Genomic DNA, 25,260 nt, shown 5'->3' with positions numbered 1-25,260 from the left:
TCGCCGCGAAACATTCCCGCGCACGCGCCTTCCTACGTGTCGTGCTGTCGGCGCACCATCTCGGTGATCCAGATGGGCGCGAACGGAGACGTGCAGCCCGGGGAAGTCGGGTAGTCCTTGAGCACCTGCAGGCGCTCACCGATGTCGATCGCACGGGTGCGGTGTTCGGCGTGCTCGATCCCGATCTGAGCCAGGCAGTGGTTCATCGCCCACTGCAGGCGATCCGGGGCGTCTTTCATCTCCGCCTCGATGACGTCGAGCAGTCCTGCGAGGTCGAGGCTCTCGGGCTTCTTCGTCACACGTTCGGTGGTCAGCGCCCAGCCGGCACTTGCGACCACCGGATCCGGATCGGCGGACCAGGCCAGGCGCAGCTCTTCGGAGTGCGGGTTCTTCTTCACCACGTAGTTCACGAGCCAGTCGTGCACCTTGGGTGTGCGCGCCTCGCGCAACATGACGTCCAACTCGTCACGCTCGAACGCCTTCGGGCGGCAGATCAGGATCGCCAGTAGTCTCGCCGCGCTGTCATCCGTCTCCCAGAGCCGGCACGCGAGTTCCTGCTGCGTCTTCAGCCGCTTCGCGAGCGCGCGCAGCTTGCTGAGGTTCACACCGTGATCGTCACCGTGTTTCCCGTTCACCGCACGAGTCTTCGGGTCCTCGAGCTCGGCAAGCTCGGCCAGCACCTCGCCCACCGTCGTCTCGGTCGGTGTCGTGTCGGCCACCTCAGCCTCCTGTCCCTCACATGCGGCATTCAGCCTACGACGGAAGTCAGCCTCCTTTCGTACACGCCGGTTCGGCGGCAGCCACCGAGTGGTCAACCAGCACAACCAACCGGCGAGGGGCAGTACACCTGCATATCCGTTCGCCCCGCGGAGGCAGGCGTCCTACTCTCGGCCCATGGGCAGGCCTCTCGTAGCTATCCTCAGTGGCGCAGGTATCTCCACCGATTCCGGAATCCCTGATTATCGCGGTCCGAACGGACTGTGGCGGCGGGATCCCGAAGCCGAGAAGCTCGTGACGTACGAGTACTACATGAGCGACCCGGAGATCCGGCGACGCTCCTGGCAGATGCGGCGCAAGAACCGCACCCTCAAAGCTGAGCCGAACGCCGCGCACCAGGCCGTGGCCGAGTTGGAGCGATCCGGGGTGCCCGTGCGGGTGATCACGCAGAACGTTGACGGACTGCACCAGCTCGCCGGAATGCCCGCCCGCAAGGTACTCGAACTGCACGGCACCGTGCGCATCGTCGTGTGTACGAAGTGCCATGCCCGCGGGCCCATGGACGACGCGCTCGCTCGGGTCGAGGCCGGCGAGGACGATCCGCCGTGCCTGGAATGCGGCGGGATTCTCAAGTCGGCGACGGTGATGTTCGGGCAGCGGCTCGACCCGGTGGTGCTGGGCGAGGCGATGGGCATCGCGAAGGCGTGCGAGGTCTTCATCGCGGTGGGCTCCAGCCTCCAGGTCCAGCCCGCCGCCTCGCTCGCCGGGATCGCCTCGGAGAACGGTGCCCGGCTCATCGTCGTGAACGCCGAGCCGACGCCGTACGACGAACTCGCGGCCGAGATCATCCGCGAGCCGATCGGTACGGCGCTTCCGGCGCTGCTGAAGCGGATCGGCGACGGCCCCTTCCCGTGACCGGGGCTCAGCCCCGGGCCCCACGCCTCATCCGCCGGCGGGCTCGGCAGGAGCGGCGTCCGGCGAGGACACGCCCTGAGGGCGGACAGGCCCTAGAACAGCGCGTCCTCCGGAGCTCCGCTCTCGAAGGCCAGCAGGCGCTGCTTGCGGTCGAGGCCGCCTCCGTAGCCGGTCAGGCTGCCCGTGGAGCCGATGACGCGATGGCAGGGCACGATGATCCCGATGGGGTTCTTGCCGTTGGCGAGGCCGACCGCGCGTGAGGCGCCGGGGTTGCCGAGCGCGTCGGCGAGATCCCCGTACGTACGGGTCTCGCCGTACGGGATCAGGCACAGCTGCTCCCAGACACTGCGCTGGAACGGTGTGCCCGCGAGATGCAGGGACAGGTCGAAGTCCTTCAGCTCGCCCGCGAAGTAGGCGTCGAGCTGGCGGATCACTTCGCCGAAGGGGCGGGGGTCGGGTTCGCCGAAGGTCTCCTCGGCGGGGCGGTGGCGCTGTTCGGTCATGTAGAGGCCGCTCAGGACGGAGTCGGTGGCGACGAGGGTGAGCGGTCCGTACGGGCTGTCGACGACGGTGTGGTTTCTCGTCATGATCACGGTCCTCAGGCGGGCAAGCGGTTGATGGGGTGGTCGCCGGTGGCCCACAGGTACTGGACGGCGTAGGCGCGCCAGGGCCGCCAGGCAGCGGCGCGGGCGGTGAGCGCCGCGGGGGTCGACGGCTGCCCGAGGTCCTCGGCGGCACGGCGGACGCCGAGGTCGGTGGGGAGGAACGCGTCGGGGTCACCGAGCCCGCGCATCGCGATGACCTCGACGGTCCAGGGGCCGAAGCCGGGCAGTGCGGAGAGCTGGGCGCGGGCCTCGTTCCAGTCGCTGCCGGCGCCGAGGCGGAGCGTGCCGTCGGCGAGAGCGCCGAGCAGTGTGGTGAGGGTGGTGCGGCGGCTGCGCGGGAAGGCGAGGGTCTCCGGGTCGAGTCCGGCGAGTGCCTCGGGGGCCGGGAAGAGATGGGTGAGGCCGCCTTCGGGGTCGGTGACCGGGGTGCCGTGGGCGGTGACCAGCCGGGCGGCGTGGGTGCGGGCGGCGGCCGTGGAGACCTGCTGGCCGAGGACGGCCCGTACCGCGAACTCCGCCACGTCGACGGTGCGCGGCACCCGCCTGCCCGGTGCCTTGTCGACGAGCGGCGCGAGCAGCGGGTCCGTGCGGAGCTGGTCGTCGATGGCGACGGGATCGGCGTCGAGGTCGAGCATCCGGCGGCAGACGCTGATGGCGAACGTCAGGTCGCGGTGGTCGGTCAGGGACAGCCGGCAGGCGATGTGGTCGGGTCGGGGAGCGAGGGACACGATGCCGTGGCCGTGCGGAAGTGTGAGCGTGCGACGGTAGGCGCCGTCGCGCCACTCCTCCACGCCGGGGACGGCGGTCGCGGCAAGATGCCCGAAGAGATTGTCGGGGTTGAGGGGCGCCCGGAAGGGCAGACGCAGCGCGAGCACGCCGGGGGTCGCCCCGACCGGCTCCTTGCCGCGGCCCGACGCGCGGGTGCGCAGGTCGCTCGGCGCGAGCGCGAAGACCTCGCGAACGGTGTCGTTGAACGTCCGGATGGAGGAGAAGCCGGCGGCGAAGGCGACCTCGGCCATCGGCAGCGCGGTCGTCTCGATGAGCAGCCGGGCGGTCTGGGCGCGCTGCGCCCGGGCCAGGGCGAGCGGGCCCGCGCCGACCTCGGCGAGCAGCTGGCGTTCGATCTGCCGGGTGGAGTAGCCGAGCCGGGCGGCCAGTCCGGGCACGCCCTCGCGGTCGACCACGCCGTCCTGGATGAGCCGCATGGCGCGGGCGACGGAGTCGGCGCGGGCGTTCCACTCCGGGGACCCGGGGCTGGTGTCGGGGCGGCACCGCTTGCACGCCCGGAACCCGGCCTGCTGGCAGGCGGCCGCGCTGGGGTAGAAGGTCATGTTCTCGGCCTTGGGCGGTACGGCGGGGCAGCTGGGGCGGCAGTAGATCCGGGTCGTCAGGACCGCGGTGAAGAACCAGCCGTCGAAGCGGGCGTCCTTGGACCGGACGGCCCGTACGCAGCGCTCGGTGTCGGTGTGCATGGCGGTGTGCACGGCGGGATGCATGGCTCAAGCATCGGGTACCGGGAGCGGACGTCGCTGGCGGGAAAACGACATCAACGCGGCGGGGCCAGGGCAGTCTCGGCATCCCGCCAGGGCACTCTGGGCATCTCGCCGGGGCAGCCTCGGCATCGCACCTGGCATCCCCTGGCATCCCGTCGGCCGACTCGGGCTGCGCGCGGCTACGGCTTGATGTTCTGGTTCACATGGAACTGGTTCCCCGGGTCGTACACCCGCTTGATCTCGACGAGGCGGTCGTAGTTCGTCTTGTAGTTGGCCCTGATCCGGTCCTGGTCGTCGCCGGCCATGAAGTTGATGTAGCCGCCTTCCTCCGAGTGCGGTGCGGTCGCCGCGTAATAGTCGCGCACCCAGGCGATGTTGGCCTCATTGTCCGCGGGATCCGGCCACATGCCCGCGATGACGGTGGCGAACGTGGCGTTCCTGTACGCGAAGGCCGTCGCTTCCGGTGCCACACGGTGGCAGGCGCCGTTGATGGGGTAGATGTGGGCCGTCGAACTGACGGCGGGCACACGCGACCCGTGCTCCAGGTGCGCCGCGATCGCCGCGTCGCTGAGCTCGGTCACGAAGTTGGCCTTCCAGTAGTGCTGCAGGCCAGGAGGATAGAGCGCGTCGAAAGCGCTGTTGAGCGCGGGATACGGCATGGGGCCGACGTGCTCGGCCACCACCGGCGCCACGTCACGGAACACCTTGACGGCGCGCTCACCTTGATCGAGGGGTCCGGCCCAGCACGCCACGACCAAGGCGAACCGATCGCCGTGCCGGTTCTCCGGGATGAAGGGCAGGGGCGGCGCGATCTGGAAGCCGGGGAACCCGCCGAGTTCCTCCGGTGCGTCGGCGATGAGTTCGCGGAACGCGCGCAGAACGGTGGCCGCGTCGTCCAGTTCGTAGAAGATCGGTCCGCCGTAGACGTCCTTGACCGGACTGAGCCGGAACTCGAAAGAGGTCACCGCGCCGAAGTTGCCGCCACCGCCGCGGATGGCCCAGAACAGGTCGTCGTGCTCCTTCTCGCTCGCGACGAGGAACCGGCCGTCCGCGGTGACCACATCGGCCGAGACCAGGTTGTCGCAACTCAGGCCGAGACCCCGGGCCAGGTAACCGATGCCGCCGCCGAGGGTGAGGCCGCCGATGCCGGTGGTGGAGATGATTCCGCCGGTGGCGGCCAGACCGAACGCGTGGGTCGCCGCGTTGAAGTCGCCCCAGGTCGCTCCGCCCTCCGCGCGCGCCGTCCGTCGCCCGGGATCGACGCGGACGCCTCGCATACCGGACAGGTCGGCAACCACGCCGTCGTCGCAGGTGCCGAAGCCCGGCACGCTGTGCCCGCCACCGCGCACCGCCAGGTCGAGCCCCGCCTCTCGCGCGAAGTCGACCACGGCCATGACGTCCCCGGCGTTGACGCACCGCACCACGACCGCCGGGCGCCGGTCGATCATGGCGTTGTGGATCTTACGTGCCTCGTCGTAGGTATCGCTTTCGGGGGTGATGACCGCCCCGCGCACGCGTTCCCGCAACTGTTCGACCGAGGGCTTGCCCATGGCCACCGCTCCTCGTGCATCACTCCTGGAATCCCGCTCGGAAGACAAGCCGCTCCGCGGCAGCGGGTACGGCCCAAGCCCCCACCGGCTCGACACCCCAACACCCTCTGCGGCACGACTGCCGCCCGGCCCGGTCTGGCCTTTTCCACGCTACGCCGATGAAGCGAAGCCTCAACTCGACGGCCCCGTAGGCGTCGTCCCGTCCGGGTCGCCGCACGCCGTCCGAGCCGGGCGGCGATCGATCTGCCCGTCGGTGCACAGGACGAGGGCAGCGTCCGCGGTCGGTGCAGCAGCAGCACTACCAGCCCCGTCCGCACCGAGGACGGGGACGGGGTCGGGGACGCTGATCGGACTCCCGTACCGGCCGGCTCTGACGGCCCACGCTTCCTTTATGCCGGATACATGCATGAAAGGTGCACAATCGAAGGAGAGGAGCACGGCGACAGAGAGCTCCGCCTGGAGGCTGATCAGATGCCAGGGACCCGGTCTCATTCGCGCTACGCCCCGGATCGGGGACTCACCACCCGCATGGTGACGACGATGTTCCTGATCGGCCTGCTCTATGTCGTCTTCGTCGGCGTCCTGCTGGCCGTCCTCCGGGATTCATGGCCCATCATCCTGGTGATCGCGGGCGTTCTGTTCGTCGCGCAGTTCTGGTTCAGCGACCGGATCGCGGCCTACAGCATGGGCGCCCGGGAGGTCACCCCCGAGCAGGCGCCCGAGCTGCACGGGGCCGTGGACCGCATCTGCGCCCTCGCCGACATGCCCAAGCCGCGCGTGGCGATCGCGGACAGCGATGTGCCGAACGCCTTCGCCACCGGCCGCAACCAGAACGCCGCGCTGGTCTGCGCCACCACCGGACTGCTCCGCCGTCTGGAGCCGGAGGAACTGGAGGGTGTCCTCGCACACGAGCTGTCGCACGTCGCCCACCGCGATGTCGTGGTGATGACCATCGCCTCGTTCCTCGGCGTCCTCGCGGGCGTGATGATCCGTGTCTGGCTCTACAGCGGGCTCGGCCGGAACACCCGCGACAGCAACACCGCCATCGCGGTGCTGGTGATCCCCCTGGTCAGCGCGGTCGTCTACGTGATCAGCTTCCTGCTGACCCGGCTGCTCTCCCGCTACCGCGAGCTGTCCGCCGACCGCGCCGCCGCGCTGCTGACCGGCCGCCCGTCGGCGCTCGCCTCCGCGCTCACCAAGGTGACCGGCCAGATGGCCAGGATCCCGACGCAGGACCTGCGCAAGGCGGAGCCGTTCAACGCCTTCTGGTTCGCACCCGCGTTCTCCTCCAAGGAGAGTCTGAGCAGGCTGCTCTCCTCGCACCCGACGCTGGAGCAGCGTCTGGACCAGCTCGGCAGGATCTCGGCGCAGCTCGGCCGCAGGTGAGAAGCGCAAGCCGATCGTGAGGTTCTGCCCGTGGGACTCCTCGACACCATCCTCGGTCGCAGCAAGCCGGTACGCCCCGACCTCGACCAGCTCTTCGGCCTGCCCGCCGCCGCGATCACCCTCCAGGCGGGTGCCGGGTTCACTCCGACCGGCATCGGCTCGGTCTGCTTCGCCAGTGTCGAAGGCGGCGCCTTCGCCGGGGTCCAGGAGGACGTACGGGAACTGCTCGACGCCGACACCGGCCGGGGCGGCGTACCCGTGGAGTTCAGCCAGGACGCCTACGGCTACACCTGGCTCCTCGCCCGCCATCCCGCCGACGACACGGCTTCGCTGGTCAACGACCTGCACGCGGTCAACACCCTCCTCCAGGACGCCGGCTTCGGCCCGCAGCTGCTCTGCTCCCTGATCGGCTTCCGCGAGGCCGCGGGAGAACGCGTGCTGGCACTGGTCTACCTCTACAAGCGCGGCACCTTCTATCCCTTCGCACCGCTCCCCGGGGCCGGCGAGAGGCGCGACAACGCCCTGGAACTCCAGGTCAGGGCGCTGCTCGCGGACGACCTGCGGATCGAGACGGATCTGGGCCGCTGGTTCCCGGTGTGGGGCGCGCCGGGGCTCGGCGGGACGGATCACAGCAGCGGGAGCAGCTGAGTCCTGGGCCCGCCACGTACCGGGGCCATGTACCTGCATCACGCACCTGAATCACGTGCCTGGGCCACGCACCTGCATCACGTACCTGAGCCACGCACCTGAGCCACGCACCTGACCCTCTGCGCCGACTCGTCGATGATGAGATGCAACCGGACGTGCCCCGTGAGAGCGAACCGTTGGAGCTGCCTGCCGTGACCATTGCCTACGACGACGTGAAGACGGCCGCCGGACGCATCGCCGGGCGCATCCGCCCGGTCACCCTGAGCCCCGTGGACCGCGGTGCTCTCGGTGCTCTCGGTGCTCTCGGTGCTCTCGGTGCTCTCGGTGCAGCGGACGGCTGGCTCGCGTACGAATTCTCCCAGCACACCGGTTCGTTCAAGGCCCGCGGCGCACTGAACTTCACCGCCGCGCATGTCGAGGCCGGCAGCATGCCGGACGCCGGAGTCGTGATCGCCAGCGGAGGCAATGCGGGCCTCGCCTGCGCCTGGGCGGCTCGGGAGCACGGCATCAAGGCGACCGTCTTCCTCCCGGAGAACGCGCCTGCGGTGAAGACCGCCAGGCTGACCACGCTCGGTGCCGACGTCCGCCAGGTCGGCCTCGAGTACGCGGTGGCGCTCGACGCTTCACGGGCCCATGCCGAGCGGACCGGTGCGCTCCAGTCCCACGCCTACGACCACCCGTTGATCGCGGCCGGAGCCGGAACTCTGCTCGAAGAGATCCACGCCCGGCTGCCCGGACTGGACACGGTGGTCGTCGCGGTCGGCGGGGGCGGTCTGTTCACCGGCGTCACCACGGCCGCGCACGAGCACGGCGTCCGCGTCGTCGCGGTCGAACCCGAGAACTGCCGCGCGCTCAACGCCGCCATCGCGGCCGGGGAGCCCGTGGACGTGACCGTGGACGGTGTGGCGGCCGATTCGCTCGGCGCCCGCCGTGCCTCACTGATGGCGCTGCAGTGGGCGCAGCGCGCCGACGTCCGCTCCGTCCTCGTCTCCGACGAGGCCATCGTCAGTGCCCGGCAGGCTGTGTGGGACGACCGCAGGATCGCCGTTGAGCACGGCGCCGCAACGGCGCTCGCCGCCGTACTGTCCGGCGCGTACGTACCGACGGCCGGGGAGAGGATCGCGATCGTGCTGTGCGGAGCCAACACCGACCCGTCCGATCTCGCGCACTGATCAGGAACACCGGAAAGCGCTCGGCTCCGCCACGGCAGTGTCCTTGCCCTGGCGGAGCCGTCCGCCTGCCCGGCCTGGATCAGCGGCCGCCGCAGGCGACGACCGTGAACCGCTTACCGTGCGGATCAGAGGCGGTCGAGGATGCTCCGCATCTGCTTGACCTCGGTGGACTGGTTCTTGATGACATCGTCGGCGAGCTTCTTGGCGGCGGCGTTGCGGCCGTTCTTCTGCTCGTCCTTCGCCATGTCGATGGCGCCGTTGTGGTGGTCGATCATCATCTGGGCGAACTTGCGGTCGAAGTCGGTGCCCTTGGCGGCCATGAGCGCATCCATGTCCTGGCCGGACATCATCCCGGGCATCTCCCCGTCACCGTCACCGTGGCCCGCACCGTGATCCATGCCGGGCGACTCCGGCTTTCCCCAGGACTTGAGCCAGGACCGCATGGTCGTGATCTCGGGGTCCTGCGCCTTCTCGATCTGCCCGGCCAGTGTCTTGATCTCCTGGTCGGAGGCGCGGCCGTCGGCCAGCTCGGCCATCTCCAGGGCCTGCTGGTGGTGCGGGATCATTCCCTGGGCGAACGCGGTGTCCGCGTCGTTGAACGCGCCGGCCCCTGTCGATGCGCCGGCTTCCGGCGCGGAAGCGGGAGCGCCAGTGCTGGTGCTGTCGTCGCCGCAGGCGGCGAGCAGCAGGGTTCCGGCGGCGACGGCTCCGACCACCGCGACGCGGCGGTGCAGTGGCCGGTGGAGGGCGCGCTTGAAGACGGTCATGTCTGTGTACCTCGTGTGATCGATTCTGAATGAGCGGATGGGCAGGCGTCGTCGCAGGCGGCCCGGAAGGGCGCGCCCGCGCAGGATCACCGGCCTAGATCCGCAGAATCGACAGTTGTGCGAGGTCGGGCGCTCTGGGCGGAGGGTTGGCGCGTACGACCGCGAGAACCCCGGCGGCGAGCCGGGCGAACCATTCGCGTCGGCCCACGAACACCACGTGGAGCAGCAGTGCCAGCGCCCAGGTGCCGAGGACCGCCACGCACAGCGAGACCATGTCCATGGCCATGCCGGGCTCATGCCCATCCGGCGATGCGGGGGCGCCGGCGCCGGCCGGAACCGGGGCGGCGTTCAGGTCCGTTGCCACCATGGCAGGGGGCGGGCCGGTTTCCGTGACGGCGTCCGCGTGGTGTCCGTGCGCGGGCATCGCGCCCGTGCCGGCCGTGTGCGAGGAGGAGAGCATCCCCGTACCGGAGTCTTCACCGGGGTGACCGACGGTGTGCATGACGAACACGCCGAGTGCCAGCACCACGACAAGCAGCAGACGCGCTGCCACGCCCACCGCTGGTGTGTACTGCCGCACCATCACGCATACCTCCGTTCCGTTGCCGACGATAACCCCGAGCCGCAGGGACGTACGGCTGCGGGCCGATCGCGTTCCGTCGATGACCGTGGCCGTCGTGCGTCCGCGTCCCGGTCGATGTGCCGTGATCAGCCGGCGGCGTGGAAGCCGCGCAGGCGCAGGCTGTTGCCGACGACGAAGACCGAGGAGAAGGCCATCGCCGCGCCCGCGATCATCGGGTTGAGGAGCCCGGCCGCGGCCAGTGGCAGGGCGGCGACGTTGTAGGCGAAGGCCCAGAAGAGGTTCGAGCGGATCGTACCGAGCGTGCGGCGTGCGAGCCGGATGGCGTCCGCGGCAGCACGCAGGTCTCCTCGTACGAGAGTGAGGTCACCGGCCTCGATCGCCGCGTCCGTGCCCGTACCCATCGCCAGACCCAGGTCTGCCTGGGCGAGCGCCGCCGCGTCGTTGACGCCGTCGCCGACCATGGCGACGCTGCGGCCCTCCGCCTGGAGACGCTTGATCACGTCGACCTTGTCCTGGGGCATGACCTCGGCGATCACGTCGTCGGGTGCGATGCCCACCTCGGCGGCGACGGAGGCGGCGACCGCCTTGTTGTCACCGGTGAGCAGGATCGGGGTCAGGCCGAGGGCGCGCAGCCGGCGGATCGCTTCGGGGCTGGTCTCCTTGACCGCGTCCGCGACCTCCAGGACCGCCCTCGCCTCGCCGTCCCACGCCACCGCGATGGCGGTGCGCCCGGCGGCCTCCGCCTCCGCCTTGGCGCGCTCGAGCTCCACGGGCAGTGCCATGGCCCACTCGGCCAGGAGCTTCTCGCGGCCCACCAGGACGGCGTGCCCGTCGACGACGCCCTGAACGCCGAGGCCCGGGATGTTCGCGAAGTCCTCGGGCGTGGGCAGCGTTCCGACGCGGTCGGCCGCCCCCTTGGCCACCGCCTGCGCGACGGGGTGCTCGGAGGAGTGCTCCAGGGCACCGGCCAGCCGCAGGACTTCCCGCTCGTCCGTCGTGTCGGTGACGTGGACCTTCAGGAGGGTCATCCTGCCGGTGGTGACGGTGCCGGTCTTGTCGAGGACGATCGTGTCGGCCTTGCGGGTGTTCTCCAGGACCTCGGGGCCCTTGATGAGGATGCCGAGCTGGGCGCCGCGCCCGGTGCCCACCATGAGGGCCGTCGGGGTGGCCAGGCCCAGGGCGCAGGGGCAGGCGATGATCAGTACGGCGACGGCTGCGGTGAACGCGGCCGTCAGGCCTGCGCCGCTGACCAGCCAGAAGCCGAGGGTGCCGAGCGCGAGGCCGATGACGACCGGCACGAAGACCGCGGAGATGCGGTCGGCGAGGCGCTGGGCCGACGCCTTGCCGTTCTGCGCGTCCTCCACCAGCTTGGCCATCCGGGCGAGCTGGGTCTCGGCGCCGACCCGGGTGGCCTCGACGACGAGCCGTCCACCGGCGTTCAGGGTGGCCCCGGTGACGGCGTCACCCACGCCGACCTCCACCGGCACGGACTCGCCCGTGAGCATGGAGGCATCCACGGCGGAGGAACCCTCGACGACTGTGCCGTCGGTGGCGATCTTCTCGCCCGGCCGGACCAGGAAACGGTCCCCGGCTCGCAGACCGGCGGTGGCGATCAGGTGCTCGCGGCCGTCGCGCAGGACCGTGACCTCCTTCGCGCCCAGCTCCAGCAGCGCTTTCAGTGCGGCGCCGGCCTTGCGCTTGGACCGGGCCTCGAAGTACCGCCCGGCCAGGATGAACGCGGTGACGCCGGCGGCGGCCTCCAGATAGATGTTCCCTGCACCGTCACTGCGCGAGATCGTCAGCTCGAAGGGGTGCGTCATGCCGGGCATCCCGGCGGTCCCGAAGAACAACGCCCACAGCGACCAGAGGAACGCGGCCGACGTACCGAGCGAGATCAGCGTGTCCATGGTCGCTGCGCCATGACGGGCGTTGGTGAAAGCGGCCCGGTGGAAGGGCCAGGCCGCGTAGGTGACGACCGGAGCGGCCAGTGTCAGCGAAAGCCACTGCCAGTACTCGATCTGCAGCGCGGGCACCATGGCCATCGCGATCACGGGGACGGACAGTGCCACCGCGGTGATCAGGCGGTGCCGCAGCGGCCGCAGCTCATCCGCTTCTGCGGCTTCTGCGGCTTCTGCGGCTTCTGCCGTTTCTGTGTTCCGGGCGGATCCCCCCGGAACGCTCGCGCGAGGGGGCACCGGAGGTGCGGCGGTGTAGCCGGTCGCCTCCACGGTGGCGATCAGGTCCGCCACGGACACGTCCCCGCCGCGGTAGCTGACCCTGGCCTTCTCGGTGGCGTAGTTGACCGTGGCCTCCACCCCGTCCATGCGGTTGAGCTTCCTCTCGACACGGGCGGCGCACGAGGCACAGGTCATGCCACCGATGGCGAGTTCGACCTCAGCGGTACCGGGCACCGTGGTTGTCATCACTGCTCCTCGAACTGGTGGAAGACGGTCAGGCCGCGCCGGGTCCACGGACGGGGCCCGGCGGCGGGTTTCCGGACGGGCCTCGGGCCGCCCGGGCCCGCCGAGCGAATGGATACCCTAGGGGGGTATCGTCAACCTTCGATCATGTATACCCCCGCCCCGTATTTTCCGCAAGCGACCCCAGGTGTTTTGAGACGTCGGGCCGGGGCGGGCGGCGTACCGGCCACCCGCCCCGGCCCCCGTGATGGGCCGGTCGCGTCAGGCTGCGGCGGGCTGGGGTCGGGCGGCGGGCGCCGGGTCCGCGAGGCGGCCGGTGCGGTCGAGCCCGTACAGGGCGGCAGCGCAGGCAAGGCCCAGCAGGAGCAGGGCGATCCACGGCAGCGCGGACACTCCGGCGTTGCGGGCGGCGTCCAGTGCGGCTCCGGTGAGGAAGTTGCCCAGGGTGATACCGACACCGCAGATGGTGTTGTACAGGCCGTAGTGCGTGGCGACGAGGCGGTCACCGGAGAGACGGACGATGGTGTCCATCTCGAACGGATAGGCGATCATCGTCCCCGCGGCGAGCAGCAGCGCGGACAGCGCGGGCGGCACCGCCGCGAGCAGCCACAGCCCGGTCCCGCCGTCCGGTACCGGTATCGCCGTGGCGATCAGCAGCGGTACGAACGCGACCCCCATCGTCAGCAGGCCCCAGGTGAGCGCACGGCCCGGCTCCGTTCGGGCCTTGCACCACGCGGTCACCCTCGTCTGACCGAGAATCGTGCTCAGACCCGACACGGCGAACAGCACCGCCACCGCCGCCGTGCCGAACTTCCCCTCACCGCCCAGGCGCCGTACTTCCAGCGGCAGGGCGAGATAGACCTGGAAGGACATCACGTACGAGCCGATCATGGCGAGCGAGAACAGCAGGAACGGCCGGTTGGCCAGGATCCCGCGCCACTGCGACAGCACGCTCTCCCGCCGCCCGTTCGCCCGTACCTTGGCGTCGTCGGCCCGCCGCGCCGGCAGGGCGCGGATCTGCACGACGCTCAGCACCGCGAAGATGCCGGCCGCCGTCAGACACGTGACGCGGAAGTCGACACCGGTCAGCACCATGCCCACCAGCGGGCCGAGCAGGATTCCGGCCTGGTAGAAGACGTTGAACAACGCGAACGCCTCCACCCGGCGCTCCCCCGCATCCGCCGCCAGGTAGGCGCGGGAGGCCGGGTTGAACAACGCGCCGGCCAGTCCCGTGGCGGCGGAAGCGGCGATCAGCGCCGGCACCGAGTCGACCAGACCGAGGGTCGCGAAGCCTGCGGTGCGCAGCACGAGCCCCGTGATGATCACCGGCTTGTAGCCGAGCCGGTCGGCCAGTGTGCCGCCGACCAGGAACATGCCCTGCTGGCTGAAGTTGCGCACCCCGAGGATCAGCCCGACGAGCCATCCGGCCAGCCCGAGGGGCCCGGCCAGGTGCGTGGCGAGATAGGGCATCAGCATGTAGAAGCCGAGGTTGATGGTGAACTGGTTCACCATCAGCAGCTGGACACTCCGCGGGTAGCCACGAACCTGCGTGACGGCGGCCTTCACCGGCCCTCCTCCGTGTCAGCCCCGGGACGCCTGCCGTCGGCATCGGCCTCGGCGCGCCTGTCATCGGCGGCCGGTTCGTCCGTGCCCGCGGCTCGGGCGAGGGCGAGCGGGTCGACCACGCTCGCGCACCGGGTCCAGCGGGTGACTTCCTTCTCGTCCAGGCAGCCGATCACGTCCGGCTCGGATGCGGGCGGCGAGTCGAGGAGGCCGTGGGCGGCGCAGTAGTCGTCGTCGTACACGGTGGCCAGGTAGCGTTGCGGCCCGTCGGGAAAGATCGCCGCGATCCGGGTGTCACCGGGCAGAGTGCGCGCCAGCCATCCGGCGACCAGGGCGACCGCGCCGACGCTCCACCCGCCGGTGGCGTAGTGCGAGGCGGCCAGCTGCCGGCAGGCCCACACCGCCTCGCCCGGGGCGACCCAGTGCACCTCGGTGAAGTTGTCGTAGGCGACGTTACGGGGATAGATGCTCGACCCGAGTCCGCGCATGAGGCGGGGGCGGGCGGGCTGACCGAAGATCGTGGAGCCGATGGTGTCCACGCCCACGAGCCGCAGGTCGGGGTAGAGCTGGTGAAGAACGCGGGAAACGCCCGCGGAGTGCCCACCGGTGCCGACACTGCACACCAGGGCGTCGATGTGGCCGAGTTCCGTAGCGAGTTCGAGGGCGAGCGGGGTGTACGCGGTGGTGTTGTCCGGGTTGTTGTACTGGTCCGGGCACCACGATCCGGGGTGCTGCCGCAGCAGCTGGGTGACGCGGTCCCGTCGTGCCTGCTGCCAGCCACCGGTGGGGTGGGGCTCGGAGACGACGTTGACCTGGGCACCGTAGGCGGTCAGCAGCCGGGTCATGGACCGTTCCAGGCCCGGGTCGGTGACCAGGGTGACCGGATGGCCGTGGACCATGCCCGCGAGGGCCAGGCCGAGGCCGAGGGTTCCGCTGGTGGACTCGATGATCCTGCCTCCGGGCTTCAGATCCCCCCGGGCCCGGGCACGTTCGACCATGTGCAGGCCGGGACGGTCCTTGATGCCGCCGGGATTGAATCCTTCCAGCTTCGCCCAGAAGCCCCGTCCCGCAGGGGCGAAGGGCTCGCCGACGTGCAGGAGAGGAGTGTTGCCGACCAGACCGGTCAGGGCGGTGTGGCCGGGCTTGGTGAGATGTCGTGCGGTGTGGGGAGAGTGCATCAGTCGGCTCTCAACTTTCGGTGATTGGCGCGTCGGGTGCTGATCTCTCGCACGCCGCCCCGTCCCGGGCGGACGGGCCCAGGGCTCAGTGGCAGGGAGCGGCGGCCGCGGCATGCTGCGGCTCGAAGGGCACGGCCTACGTCCGCCACCGGCACAGCGCGCACAGCACGAAGCGGCCGGACACGGATCTCCGGACCTCCCCCGGCATACGGGAACCCCCGTCGGGTGCCGCCGCGCGCGCCGCCGTTGCTTCGGCATCCGCCGCGGCGGTGACCGGCGCACGCATCTGCTGACGTCCGGTCAGCTCCACCTGCGAACCGGGCAGCGAGCAGGAGGAGTCGGCGGGGGCCGCAGCAAGCGGCACCGGCTCGACGCTCTGTGGGGCGCCCGGGACCGTACGGGCCGAGCCGTGAGCATGGCCGGACCCGTGCAGCAGCGCCGCGCAGTCGAGCGCGATCAGGAGCAGCGCGCTCAGGAGCAGCGCGAGCAGCCGGCACGGCACCGAGGCAGCCGGGAGCGGGCGAACGCGGGACGGCGGGAGCACAGTTCCTCCGCGGGAGGGCCGTCACGCACCATGCGGTGCGTCGAAACGGCGGGCGGGGCGGGCAGTGTCAGGGCATCGCCGCAGAGATCCGCCTCGCATCGCGCGGTGGCGCATCGGACGAGGCAGGTGGCGGCGAACTGGCCGACCGCCTCGCGCACAGCCGCGGTGGGCTGTCCCGGAACTGTGTCACATGGGAATGCGTCGAGAGCCGGCGAGCAGACGCCGCATCCTAGACCTGCAGAACTGTGGCTCTTATCGACATGCTCGGCAATTGTCTGGCCGACGCCACATCACCGAAGGCGACCGGAGCAGGTGGGCCCGGCGGAGAAATGGCCTCCTCGACGAAGGCACAGGCGCCGGGGGCATCCAGAGCAGGGGTCTGCTCCGGCTGGCCGGGCACGCACTCCTGAGCCGGATGGGACGGGCCGTGACCACCACCGTGGTGGTCCACCGGCACGTCCTCGGCCGCGTGGCTGTCCATCGCGTGGCTGTCCATCGCAGTCGCCGCACGCACGGTCGCGCCTGCGTCGAGATGGCCGGTGACGCCTTCGGCACTCACGCCGTGCGCGTACACGAAGGCGAACAGCATCATGGCCACCCACAGCATGCGCAACGGACCCGCCGATGTGCGGGCCCGCGACATGCGGGAGGACGACCAGGCCGTAACCATGCCGTGATCGTAGCGCCTCGCCCTGACGACCCGCCGCCGCCCCGGTCGCAACCACCACGCCGGCATCGGACACGGCGGCCAGGCACCGGTACGGGCGGAAGTGGGAGCAGAGCCTGCGGATCGACGGACGGCCGAAGCCGGGTTGATGCTCCGGACGGTGCCGCCTGACGCTCCGGACCGTGCCGCCGTCAGCGCACCTGGGCGGCGAACGCCGCGTACGCCCGCTCGTCGAAGAGGACGAACCGCACCTCTTCCACCGCTGTCTTCGCGTCCCGCACGGTCCCGACCGCGATGCGGGCGGCATCGTCCATGGGCCAGCTGTAGACCCCGGTGGAGATGGCCGGGAACGCGACCGTCCGCGCGCCCAGTTCGTCGGCGACCCGCAGCGACTCGCGGTAGCAGGAGGCGAGCAGGGCGGAGCGGTCCTCGGTCGTGCTGTAGACGGGACCGACGGTGTGGATGACCCACTGCGCGTGAAGCCTGCCGGCCGTGGTCGCGACGGCCTGCCCGGTCGGCAGTCCCTTGCCGTACTGCGAGGCACGGAGCTTGCGGCATTCGTCGAGGATCTCCGGCCCGCCGCGCCGGTGGATCGCCCCGTCGACACCGCCGCCGCCGAGGAGTGAGGAGTTCGCGGCGTTGACGATGGCGTCCGCGTGCTGCTCGGTGATGTCGCCGTGGACGAGGGTGAGGGAGGCACGGTTGGTCATACGGACATCATCGCGCGGTCAGCGCCCGCCCCGCAGGTGCCGCCACACCGCCTTCGCCGCGTTGTGTCCCGACATGCCGTGCACGCCCGGCCCCGGCGGAGTCGCGGATGAGCACAGGAAGACCGCCGGGTGCGGGGTCGAGTACGGGAACAGGGACAGCTTGGGGCGCAGGAGCAGCTGGAGGCCGCTAGCCGCGCCGCAGGCGATGTCGCCGCCCACATAGTTGGCGTTGCGCGCGGCGAGCTCGGGCGGGCCGGCGGTGGCGCGGGCGAGGACGCGGTCGCGGAAGCCGGGGGCGAAGCGCTCGATCTGGCGCTCGATCGCGTCGGTGAGGTCGCCCTCCCAGCGGTGCGGGACGTGCCCGTACGCCCAGAAGACATGCTTGCCCTCGGGCGCCCGGGAGGGGTCGACGAGGCTGGGCTGGGCGGTGATCAGGAACGGCGTGGCGGGCGCGGTGCCACCGGACGCCTCGCGCAGCGCGGCGCCGATCTCGCGGCTGCTGGGGCCGATCTGGACGGTCCCGGCGCGCCGGGGCTCGGCGGCGGTCCAGGGGACGGGGCCGTCCAGGGCGTAGTCGATCTTGAAGACGCTCGCGCCGTAGCGGTACCCGTCGTACGCCCGCCCCAGGCCCGCGATCTTGGCCAGGGCCGTCGGGGAGGTGTCGAAGACGTACGCGCGGGCGGGAGGCAGATCGTCCAGGCGCTTGATCTCGGAGCCGGTGTGGATCGTGCCGCCGAGGTCTCGTACGTACGCGGCGAGGGCGTCGGAGATCGACTGCGAGCCGCCGCGCGGCAGCGGCCAGCCCCCGGCGTGCGCGGCGAGCGCGAAGACGAGCCCGACCGCGCCGGTGCCGATGCCGTGGAGCGGGGCGATGACATGGGCGACGAGCCCGGCGAACAGCGCGCGGGCCCGGTCGTCGCGGAACCGGCGCAACAGCCAGGTGGAGGGCGGGAGCCCGGCGAGCCCGAAGCGGGCGAGGGTGACGGGATCGCGGGGCAGCGCGGTGAGCGGGAGGGACATGAAGTCCCGGGCGAGGGTGTCCCACTTGCCGAGGTAGGGGGCGACGAGGCGGCGGTACACGCCGGCGTCCCGGGGCCCGAACGAGGCGGCGGTCTCGGCGACGGAGCGGGACAGCACGGCGGCGGTGCCGTCGTCGAAGGGGTGCGCCATGGGAAGCGGCGGATGGAGCCACTCCAGCCCGTACCGCGCGAGCGGCATGGCCTTGAAGGCGGGTGAGCCCGCGCCCAGCGGGTGCACCGCGGAACAGGGGTCGTGCCGGAAGCCGGGGAGCGTCAGCTCCTCGGTCCTGGCGCCGCCGCCCACGGTGTCCAGGGCCTCGAACACGGCGACGGAGAAGCCGCGGCGCGCCAACTCGGCGGCGGCGGTCAGCCCGTTGGGTCCCGCCCCCACGACGACGGCATCGAGCATCGACGGCACCTTGGGACTCCTTCGTCAGCCGATGGCCAAGGAATCCAGCATATTGCGCGGCACCGACAACGATGCCCGGGGCTGCCCCGCCCGGCGGTGATCAGGACCGCGGTGCGGGCAGTCTGCGGGGTTCGATGCGCTCTTCGACGGCCGCGTCGCCCTCGCGTACGACGACATAGGCACCCTTTCCCGGTACTTCTGTGACTGCTTCGACCAGTTCGGTGCCGCGGTAGACCAGGCCGACTCCGTCGTCGGTGCAATGCGTGACGGGCAGGGTGCCGTCGGCGACCAGTCGGTGCACCAGCGGCCGGCGGCCCGCGTCGGTGTCGTAGTGCACACCGTTGCCGTACGGCAGGAAGCCCAGGGCGTTGGTGAGCGGTCGCAGATCGGGCCCGAAGGAGTCGGTGGCGCCACCGCGGAACCAGCAGATCGATCCGGCGCTGACCCCGCTGAGGACGACACCGGCCTCCCAGGCCCTGCGCAGGACGGCGTCGAGCCCGTGGACCCGCCACACCGCGAGCAGATTGGCCACCGAGCCGCCCATGACCCAGACGACGTCCTGCTCGAGAACGGTGCCCTCGATGTCGTCGAGGTTGGGCATCGGGAAGAGATGAAGGGGCGTCAGGTCGAATCCGGCCACGCGCGCGGCCTCTGTCATGCGCGAGGTGAAGTGCTCGGCGTCGCCGATGGCGGTGCCGACGTACATGATCCGGGGCCGGCGGCCGTGGACTCCGGACAGCTCGACCGCGTGGTGCACCAGTGAATGGAACGTCACCATGGTGCGGCCGCCGACACGGTGGCCACCGGAGGTGGCGACGATGGTGGGCTCCGGGGCGCTCATGGAACATGACCCTATCGACCCGGGAACGCCACTGTCTGCCGCCCGGCGGGCGAGCGTGCCCCGGGGCCCGGACGCACGGCGTCGGGACGCAGGGCCGGGACGCAGGGCTGGGACGCACGGCCGGGAAGCGGGGCCCGTACCCCCGCCTCCCGGCCGCCTCGCGCCCCTGCCCGCGGGGGCTATACGCTCGCCGCTGCCAGGAGACCGTGGAGGAACACCGCCGTCGCCGCGTCACGCGCCGCCGTGAACGGCAGCGCGTTGCCGCCCGTGATGCGGAAAGGCGCACCGGTGAGGGTCAGGTCCGCGCCGCCCGCTTCGGTGACGAGGAGGAGGCCCGCCGCGTGGTCCCACGCGTTCTCCCAGGAGAACGCGACCGCGTCGAGCTCGCCGCGGGCCACCGCGAGGTACTCCAGGCCGGCGGAGCCGCACGGGCGGGCGTGAACGCCGTCGGTGCGCAGCGCCAGGAGGGCTTCCTTCTGCTCCGGAGTGGTGAAGTCCGGGTGGGAGGTGGCCACTTCGAGGACCGCGCCGGGCTCCGGTGAGCCCGACCGTATCGGCATGCCGTCCACCCGCGCGCCGTGGCCGCGCACCGCGACGGCCATCTCGTCCAGCGCCGGGGCGTACGTCCAGGACGCCAGCACCTCGCCGTGCCGCGCCAGCGCGACGAGTGTGCAGAATCCGGGATCGCCGTGCACGAACTGCCGCGTGCCGTCGACCGGGTCGACGATCCACACGGGCGCGTCGCCGCGCAGCGCGTCGTACACCGCCGGGTCCGCGTGGACCGCTTCCTCGCCCACCACGACCGAGCCCGGCAGCAGTGCGGTGAGGGACGCCGTCAGGTGCTCCTCGGCACTGCGGTCGGCCACCGTCACCAGGTCGTGCGGACCGTTCTTCTCGACGATCTCGTGCGCGGCGAGCTGGCGGAAGCGCGGCATGATCTCGGAGGCGGCCGCCTTGCGGACCGCCTCCTCGACCAGGGCGAGGTTTCCGGAATCCCAGGGGTTCCCTGTCGTCCCGGACAGAAGCTCTTCGGTCATGCGACCAGGAAAGCACGCCCCACTGACATCCCAGCTGCCGCCCGGTGACCGGCCGATGGATACCCGGCGAAGCCACGGCGACCGGAAGGTGTACGCCGGGCGTACGGTCAGCGGCCGACCGCGTAACCCTGCATGCCACGCGGGTTCGCCGCGGCGAGAAGGACACCGGTTTCCGGGTCTCGTGCGACCGCGCACAGCCGTCCCTCCGACCATGCCTCGCCGATGGTGATGTCATGACCACGCCGCCGCAGCTCCGCCACCACCTCCGGGTCCGTCCGCGACTCGACCGCGACGGCACCGGGCCGCATCCCACGCGGATGGAAGGAGCCCGGGAAGCTGTCGTTGTGCCAGTTCGGCGCGTCGATCGCACCCTGGAGGTCCGGCCCGCCCCGCACCGGAGCGCGCAGTGCCACGGCCAGGAAGAAGTGCAGCTGCCACTGGTCCTGCTGGTCGCCGCCCGGCGTGCCGAAGGCCATCACCGGCACTCCGTCCCGCAGAGCCAGCGACGGCGTCAGAGTCGTACGGGGGCGGCGGCCCGGCGTGAGCGAGTTCGGCAGTCCCGGGTCCAGCCAGGCCATCTGCAACCGCGTGCCGAGCGGAAAGCCCAGTTCCGGCACGACCGGGTTGGACTGGAGCCAGCCGCCGCTGGGCGTGGCCGCGACCATGTTGCCCCAGCGGTCGACGACATCCAGATGGCAGGTGTCACCCCGCGTGCCGCCGTCCTCGGCGACGGTCGGCTCACCCGCACCCGCGATCATCGTCGCGTCGAAGCCGGGCTCCTCCCCCGCCGCGACGCCGAGAGCGTGCGCGCTGAGCACGGGTGATCGCCCCTCCGGGCTGCCCGGCCGCAGCTCGTACGAGGCCTTCTCCCCGATCAGCGCCCGCCGCTGCGCGTTGTACGGCTCCGACAGCAGCGCCTCCAGGGGGACGTCCGCGGCATCGCCGTACCACGCCTCCCGGTCCGCCATCGCGAGCTTGCAGCCCTCGATGAGCAGATGGACGTACTCGGCGGAGCCGTACTCCGGCAGCTGGGGCGGCAGCAGCGCCAGCTGCTGCAGAAAGGCCGGCCCCTGGCTCCAGCCGCCCGTCTTGCACAGCGTCCAGCCGTTCCAGTCGTACGTCACCGGCGCCTCGTACGTCGCCGACCAGCCCGCCAGGTCGGCCCGGGTGAGCGTCCCGGTGTGCCGCGTTCCGCTGGTGTCCGTCGTGGGCACGCCGGACCGGCGGACGAGGGCCTCGGCGATGAAGCCGTCGCGCCAGACCGCCCGTGCCCGCTCGATCTGTCCGGTCCGCCCGCGACCCCCGGCCTCCGCGATCAGGCGCCGCCAGGTCGCGGCGAGCGCGGGGTTACGGAACAGCTCGCCGGGCTTCGGGGCCCTGCCGCCCGGCAGATACACCTCGGCGGAGGTCGTCCACTCCGTCTCGAAGAGCGCGCGTACGGTCTCCACGGTCCGCCCCACCCGCTCGACCGGCGCGTGCCCTTCCTCCGCGTACCCGATGGCGTACTTCAGCACCTCGGCGAGCGTCTTGGTGCCGTGGTCGCGCAGCAGCACCATCCAGGCGTCGAAGGCACCGGGCACGGCGGCGGCCAGCGGCCCGGTCCCGGGGACGAGCCCGAGTCCGAGCGCACGGTAGTGGTCGATGGTGGCGCCGCCCGGCGCTGGGCCCTGCCCGCACAGCACCCGCACTTCGCCGCCCGCCGGAGCGAGGATGATCGGGACCTCGCCGGCGGGCCCGTTGAGGTGCGGCTCGACGACATGCAGGACGAAGCCCGCGGCGACGGCGGCGTCGAAGGCGTTCCCGCCGTCCTCCAGCACGGCCATCGCGGACTGCGAGGCCAGCCAGTGGGTGGAGGACACCATGCCGAAGGTGCCCTGAAGAGTGGGCCGGGTGGTGAACATGCGCGGTGGCTCCATCGGTGTGCGGGGATCCGTGTGCGTGGATCCGTCTGCGTGGATCCGTGTGCGGGGGCGGAGGCGACGGCGGCGGTCGCGTCGGGGCCGCGCCGTCCTCGCCCACCAGATGGCAGGAGACCTGTCGGGCCGTACCGGCAGCGTACGCAGCTCCGGGATCCCGGCGCGGCGACATGCGACCGCTCCCGTCCCGGGAATGGCGTTGTCGTCCTCGGCGTCTTTATTGGGGGCGTTGTCGTCCGCGGCGTTCTCTCCGTGGGCGTTCTCTCCGTCGGCGTTCTGCTGACGGCACGAAGGGGCTGGAGGCAGCGCGGTGCACGGTGAGTACAAGGTCCCGGGCGGAAAGCTCGTCGTCGTCGATCTCGAGGTGAGGGACGGAGTACTGCGCGACGTACGGGTGGCCGGGGACTTCTTCCTCGAACCCGACGAGGCCCTCCCCGCCATCGACCGCGCCCTGGAGGGCGCCCCGGCCGACACCGACGCCGCCGGGCTCGCGGTCCGCATCGACGCGGCGCTGCCGCCCGGCACCGAGATGTACGGGCTGACCACCGAGGGCATCGGCGTCGCCGTGCGCCGCGCCCTCGCGCACGCCACCGACTGGACCGACTACGCCTGGCAGCTCGTCCACGACGGTCCGCAGCCGCCCGCCCTGCACATGGCCCTCGACGAGGTCCTCACCGCCGAGGTCGCGGCCGGCCGGCGCCCGCCGACGCTGCGCGTGTGGGAATGGGGCGCCCCCGCCGTCGTCATCGGCAGCTTCCAGTCCCTGCGCAACGAGGTCGCCCCGGCCGCGGCGGAGCGTCACGGCATCACGGTCGTGCGCCGGATCTCCGGCGGCGGAGCGATGTTCATCGAACCGGGCAACACGATCACGTACTCCCTGTCCGTGCCCGGCTCCCTCGTCTCCGGCCTCTCCTTCGCGGACAGTTACGCGTATCTCGACGACTGGGTGCTGGGCGCGCTCGGCGACATGGGCATCAAGGCCTGGTACCAGCCGCTGAACGACATCGCCACCGAGGCGGGCAAGATCGCGGGCGCGGCGCAGAAGCGGGTGGCGGACGGCGGCGCGGTGCTGCACCACGTGACGATGGCGTACGACATCGACGCCGACAAGATGCTCGATGTGCTGCGCATCGGGCGCGAGAAACTGTCCGACAAGGGGACCAAGAGCGCGAAGAAGCGGGTGGATCCGCTGCGCCGGCAGACCGGACTGCCGCGCGAGGCGGTCATCGAGCGGATGATCGACTCGTTCCGCGGGCGGTACGGGCTGACGGAGGGCAAAGTGACGGACGAGGAGATGGCGCGGGCACAGGAGCTCGTGGCGGCGAAGTTCGCGACGCGGGAGTGGACCGCCCGGGTGCCTTAGGGCCGGTCTGTGGGATCCTCCCGCCGCGCCCGGGTCCCGGTGCCCGTGCACACCTCCCTCTGTTCTCTTCTTCGGTTCTCTTCTTCGGTTCTCTTCTTCGGTTCTCTCTGTCAGAAGGCCTGGGGGTGGCGGAACAGACGCCCCGGGTCGTACGACGTCTTCACCCGGGCAAGACGGTCGGCGTTCGCGCCGTAGTACGCCCGGCGCCAGTCCCGCAGTTTGGGGTCCGTGTAGTTCTGGTACGCCTGGCCGCTCGCCCAGGGCCGCATCGCCCCGTGCGTACCGTCGAGCCAGGCCTGGTGCCGGGCCACGGTGGTCGCGGAGGCGTTGTCCGGCCACGAGACGATGTACTGGGCCAGGAACAGCGCGTCGCGGTGGACGAACGCCGTGTCGGCCGCCCGTACCCGCCCCACCGCGCCGCCCAGCGCGTCCAGCGCGATGCTGCCCGCGCCGCCTCCGTGGAGCCCGGCGAGCCGTTCCACCCGGGCGAGCAGTGCTTTCACCCCGTCGGCCGGGATGCGCCGGGTGTAGAAGTCCGAGCGTGCCGCGTACGATTCGCGCGCCACCCGGCCCTGGGGCGTACGGCCGGGCAGACTGCCCTGCTGGTGGGCCTGGGCGATGGTGAAGCCCGAGACGCCGCCCATCACCTTCATCGCGTCCATGAACGGCCGGGTGCGCACGGACACCGACCGTGCGGGCGCGCCGATGGCGTCGGCGAGGCGGTCGAGGCTGTTCTCGAGGTCTCCGCGGCGGCCCAGGCTCAGGCCGCCGACCCGCACCGATCCCGGCTGTCCTCCGACCGGAGCGGACAGGTGCAGATTCGCCCAGATCTCGTCGGGCGCGGTCGGAGCCCAGCGCTGCCACTCTCGCAGTACGGCTTCGGCCCGGGACCAGGGCCAGCTCAGGAAGAACGTCGTGCACTGCGGCGCCGCGTGGGTGCGCAGCCGCAGCTCGGTGACGACACCGAACTGGGCGTTGCCGCCGCCGCGCAGCGCCCAGAACAGATCGGGGTCGTGCTGGGCGTCCACGTTGCGTATCCGGCCGTCGGCGGTGACGATGCGGGCGCCGGTGACGCTGTCGCTCGTCAGACCGTAGGCGCGGCTGACGACGCCGATGCCGCCGCCGAGGGCGAGTCCGGAGACGCCCACGGTGGGACAGGACCCGGCGGGTACGGTCCGCCCGCGAGCCGTCAGCCGGTCGTACACGTCGATCAGTTTGGCGCCGGCTCCGACCGTCGCAGTGCCCCCCGAGAGCGAGACGGACGCCATCTTCTGTACGTCGACGACCAGGCCGGGCCCGGAAGACCAGCCGGCGTACGAGTGGCCGCCGCTGCGCACCGCGACGGGCACCTGGTGGCGGCGGGCGAACTCCAGGCAGCTGCGGACGTCCTCGGGCCGTGCGCAGTACGCGATCCCGGTCGGCCGCACCCCGTCGAACCGGGGATTGAACAGCTTGCGCGCGGTGTCGTAGTCGCGGTCGCCGGGCCGCACGAGCGTTCCGTCCAGCCCGCGGGCCAGCGCGGCCCAGTCACCGGCCCGAGGCGGACGGGGCGCCCGGGCCGCCTGGGCCGCCTGGCCGGCGGAGGCGGTCGCCGCCCAGGCGCCCGCTGCCACGCCCGCGCCGGCGGCAACTCCCGCACCCAGCAGGACGCGACGGGTGAACCTGCCGGTCCCCGCGGCCCCCGCGCCCGTCTCCGCCCCGCTGCCCCGCCGCGCCGTCTCGCCCATCGCCCTGTCCTCGCCTTCCGTCGACATCCG

The 25,260-nt window shown here is 71.6% G+C and carries 22 protein-coding genes; 5 read left to right on the top strand and 17 right to left on the bottom strand.

Going from position 1 to position 25,260, the window contains the following annotated elements:
• Nucleotides 1-32: 32 nt before the first annotated feature.
• The gene (locus AC0699_RS31880; RefSeq protein ID WP_478667383.1) at nucleotides 33-719 is read right to left on the bottom strand and encodes a DNA alkylation repair protein; all 687 of its coding nucleotides are present in this window, start codon (nucleotides 717-719) and stop codon (nucleotides 33-35) included.
• A 175-nt stretch (nucleotides 720-894) separates the two neighbouring features.
• Between AC0699_RS31880 and AC0699_RS31875 the strand changes: the two genes are divergently transcribed.
• Nucleotides 895-1,632, top strand: a complete 738-nt coding sequence (locus AC0699_RS31875; RefSeq protein WP_478667382.1) for an SIR2 family NAD-dependent protein deacylase — start codon at nucleotides 895-897, stop codon at nucleotides 1,630-1,632.
• Nucleotides 1,633-1,724: 92 nt separating this feature from the next.
• Here the strand turns inward: AC0699_RS31875 and AC0699_RS31870 are convergent, their stop codons facing one another.
• The 3 genes from AC0699_RS31870 to AC0699_RS31860 all read right to left on the bottom strand — a co-directional run bounded on the left by AC0699_RS31870 (nucleotide 1,725) and on the right by AC0699_RS31860 (nucleotide 5,280).
• On the bottom strand, nucleotides 1,725-2,219 hold the full coding sequence (locus AC0699_RS31870; protein WP_478667380.1) for a methylated-DNA--[protein]-cysteine S-methyltransferase: 495 nt from the start codon (nucleotides 2,217-2,219) through the stop codon (nucleotides 1,725-1,727).
• An 11-nt stretch (nucleotides 2,220-2,230) separates the two neighbouring features.
• Nucleotides 2,231-3,709, bottom strand: a complete 1,479-nt coding sequence (locus tag AC0699_RS31865) for an AlkA N-terminal domain-containing protein (RefSeq protein ID WP_478667403.1) — start codon at nucleotides 3,707-3,709, stop codon at nucleotides 2,231-2,233.
• Nucleotides 3,710-3,909: 200 nt separating this feature from the next.
• On the bottom strand, nucleotides 3,910-5,280 hold the full coding sequence (locus AC0699_RS31860; RefSeq protein ID WP_478667378.1) for an FAD-binding oxidoreductase: 1,371 nt from the start codon (nucleotides 5,278-5,280) through the stop codon (nucleotides 3,910-3,912).
• Between the two features lie 471 nt (nucleotides 5,281-5,751).
• Between AC0699_RS31860 and htpX the strand changes: the two genes are divergently transcribed.
• The 3 genes from htpX to AC0699_RS31845 all read left to right on the top strand — a co-directional run bounded on the left by htpX (nucleotide 5,752) and on the right by AC0699_RS31845 (nucleotide 8,486).
• A complete protein-coding gene (gene htpX / locus AC0699_RS31855) occupies nucleotides 5,752-6,666 on the top strand; it encodes a zinc metalloprotease HtpX (protein WP_478667376.1) in 915 nt (304 codons plus the stop codon).
• Between the two features lie 30 nt (nucleotides 6,667-6,696).
• Entirely contained in the window at nucleotides 6,697-7,314 is a 618-nt protein-coding gene (gene pspAB, locus AC0699_RS31850; RefSeq protein WP_478667373.1) for a PspA-associated protein PspAB, read from the top strand.
• Between the two features lie 143 nt (nucleotides 7,315-7,457).
• Nucleotides 7,458-8,486 carry a threonine/serine dehydratase gene (locus AC0699_RS31845; protein ID WP_478667371.1) on the top strand — a complete coding sequence of 343 codons (1,029 nt, stop codon included), beginning with the start codon at nucleotides 7,458-7,460 and terminating at the stop codon, nucleotides 8,484-8,486.
• A 125-nt stretch (nucleotides 8,487-8,611) separates the two neighbouring features.
• Here AC0699_RS31845 and AC0699_RS31840 read toward each other — a convergent pair whose 3' ends face one another.
• The 12 genes from AC0699_RS31840 to AC0699_RS31785 form a co-directional block, all read right to left on the bottom strand.
• A complete protein-coding gene (locus AC0699_RS31840) occupies nucleotides 8,612-9,253 on the bottom strand; it encodes a DUF305 domain-containing protein (protein WP_478667369.1) in 642 nt (213 codons plus the stop codon).
• 94 nt (nucleotides 9,254-9,347) lie between these two features.
• The gene (locus AC0699_RS31835) at nucleotides 9,348-9,836 is read right to left on the bottom strand and encodes a DUF6153 family protein (protein WP_478667402.1); all 489 of its coding nucleotides are present in this window, start codon (nucleotides 9,834-9,836) and stop codon (nucleotides 9,348-9,350) included.
• Between the two features lie 125 nt (nucleotides 9,837-9,961).
• Nucleotides 9,962-12,259 carry a heavy metal translocating P-type ATPase gene (locus tag AC0699_RS31830; RefSeq protein WP_478667367.1) on the bottom strand — a complete coding sequence of 766 codons (2,298 nt, stop codon included), beginning with the start codon at nucleotides 12,257-12,259 and terminating at the stop codon, nucleotides 9,962-9,964.
• A gap of 258 nt (nucleotides 12,260-12,517) precedes the next feature.
• Entirely contained in the window at nucleotides 12,518-13,768 is a 1,251-nt protein-coding gene (locus tag AC0699_RS31825; RefSeq protein WP_478667400.1) for an MFS transporter, read from the bottom strand.
• Nucleotides 13,769-13,818: 50 nt separating this feature from the next.
• Nucleotides 13,819-14,997 (bottom strand): PLP-dependent cysteine synthase family protein, encoded by a 1,179-nt coding sequence (locus tag AC0699_RS31820; protein ID WP_478667364.1) that lies wholly within the window; start codon nucleotides 14,995-14,997, stop codon nucleotides 13,819-13,821.
• Nucleotides 14,998-15,133: 136 nt separating this feature from the next.
• Nucleotides 15,134-15,499, bottom strand: coding sequence for a hypothetical protein (locus tag AC0699_RS31815; protein WP_478667362.1), 366 nt, complete (start codon nucleotides 15,497-15,499; stop codon nucleotides 15,134-15,136).
• Between the two features lie 271 nt (nucleotides 15,500-15,770).
• A complete protein-coding gene (locus AC0699_RS31810; protein ID WP_478667360.1) occupies nucleotides 15,771-16,211 on the bottom strand; it encodes a hypothetical protein in 441 nt (146 codons plus the stop codon).
• Between the two features lie 188 nt (nucleotides 16,212-16,399).
• Nucleotides 16,400-16,918, bottom strand: a complete 519-nt coding sequence (locus tag AC0699_RS31805) for an O-acetyl-ADP-ribose deacetylase (protein ID WP_478667358.1) — start codon at nucleotides 16,916-16,918, stop codon at nucleotides 16,400-16,402.
• 18 nt (nucleotides 16,919-16,936) lie between these two features.
• Entirely contained in the window at nucleotides 16,937-18,355 is a 1,419-nt protein-coding gene (locus tag AC0699_RS31800) for a phytoene desaturase family protein (RefSeq protein WP_478667356.1), read from the bottom strand.
• Between the two features lie 91 nt (nucleotides 18,356-18,446).
• The gene (locus tag AC0699_RS31795) at nucleotides 18,447-19,187 is read right to left on the bottom strand and encodes a Type 1 glutamine amidotransferase-like domain-containing protein (RefSeq protein WP_478667354.1); all 741 of its coding nucleotides are present in this window, start codon (nucleotides 19,185-19,187) and stop codon (nucleotides 18,447-18,449) included.
• 179 nt (nucleotides 19,188-19,366) lie between these two features.
• Nucleotides 19,367-20,224: an inositol monophosphatase family protein gene (locus AC0699_RS31790; RefSeq protein WP_478667352.1), complete on the bottom strand. Its 858-nt coding sequence runs from the start codon at nucleotides 20,222-20,224 to the stop codon at nucleotides 19,367-19,369.
• 107 nt (nucleotides 20,225-20,331) lie between these two features.
• A complete protein-coding gene (locus AC0699_RS31785; RefSeq protein ID WP_478667350.1) occupies nucleotides 20,332-22,125 on the bottom strand; it encodes a gamma-glutamyltransferase family protein in 1,794 nt (597 codons plus the stop codon).
• Between the two features lie 325 nt (nucleotides 22,126-22,450).
• On the opposite strand from AC0699_RS31785, the gene AC0699_RS31780 reads away from it, so the two are divergent.
• A complete protein-coding gene (locus AC0699_RS31780) occupies nucleotides 22,451-23,503 on the top strand; it encodes a lipoate--protein ligase family protein (protein WP_478667348.1) in 1,053 nt (350 codons plus the stop codon).
• A 110-nt stretch (nucleotides 23,504-23,613) separates the two neighbouring features.
• On the opposite strand, the gene AC0699_RS31775 is transcribed toward AC0699_RS31780, so the two are convergent.
• A complete protein-coding gene (locus AC0699_RS31775) occupies nucleotides 23,614-25,257 on the bottom strand; it encodes an FAD-binding oxidoreductase (RefSeq protein ID WP_478667347.1) in 1,644 nt (547 codons plus the stop codon).
• Nucleotides 25,258-25,260: the final 3 nt, after the last annotated feature.

The organism is Streptomyces sp. NPDC043870, assembly GCF_056435785.1.
The sequence above is the reverse complement of the archived record's forward strand: the minus strand, read 5'-3'. Positions and strand labels throughout refer to the sequence as shown.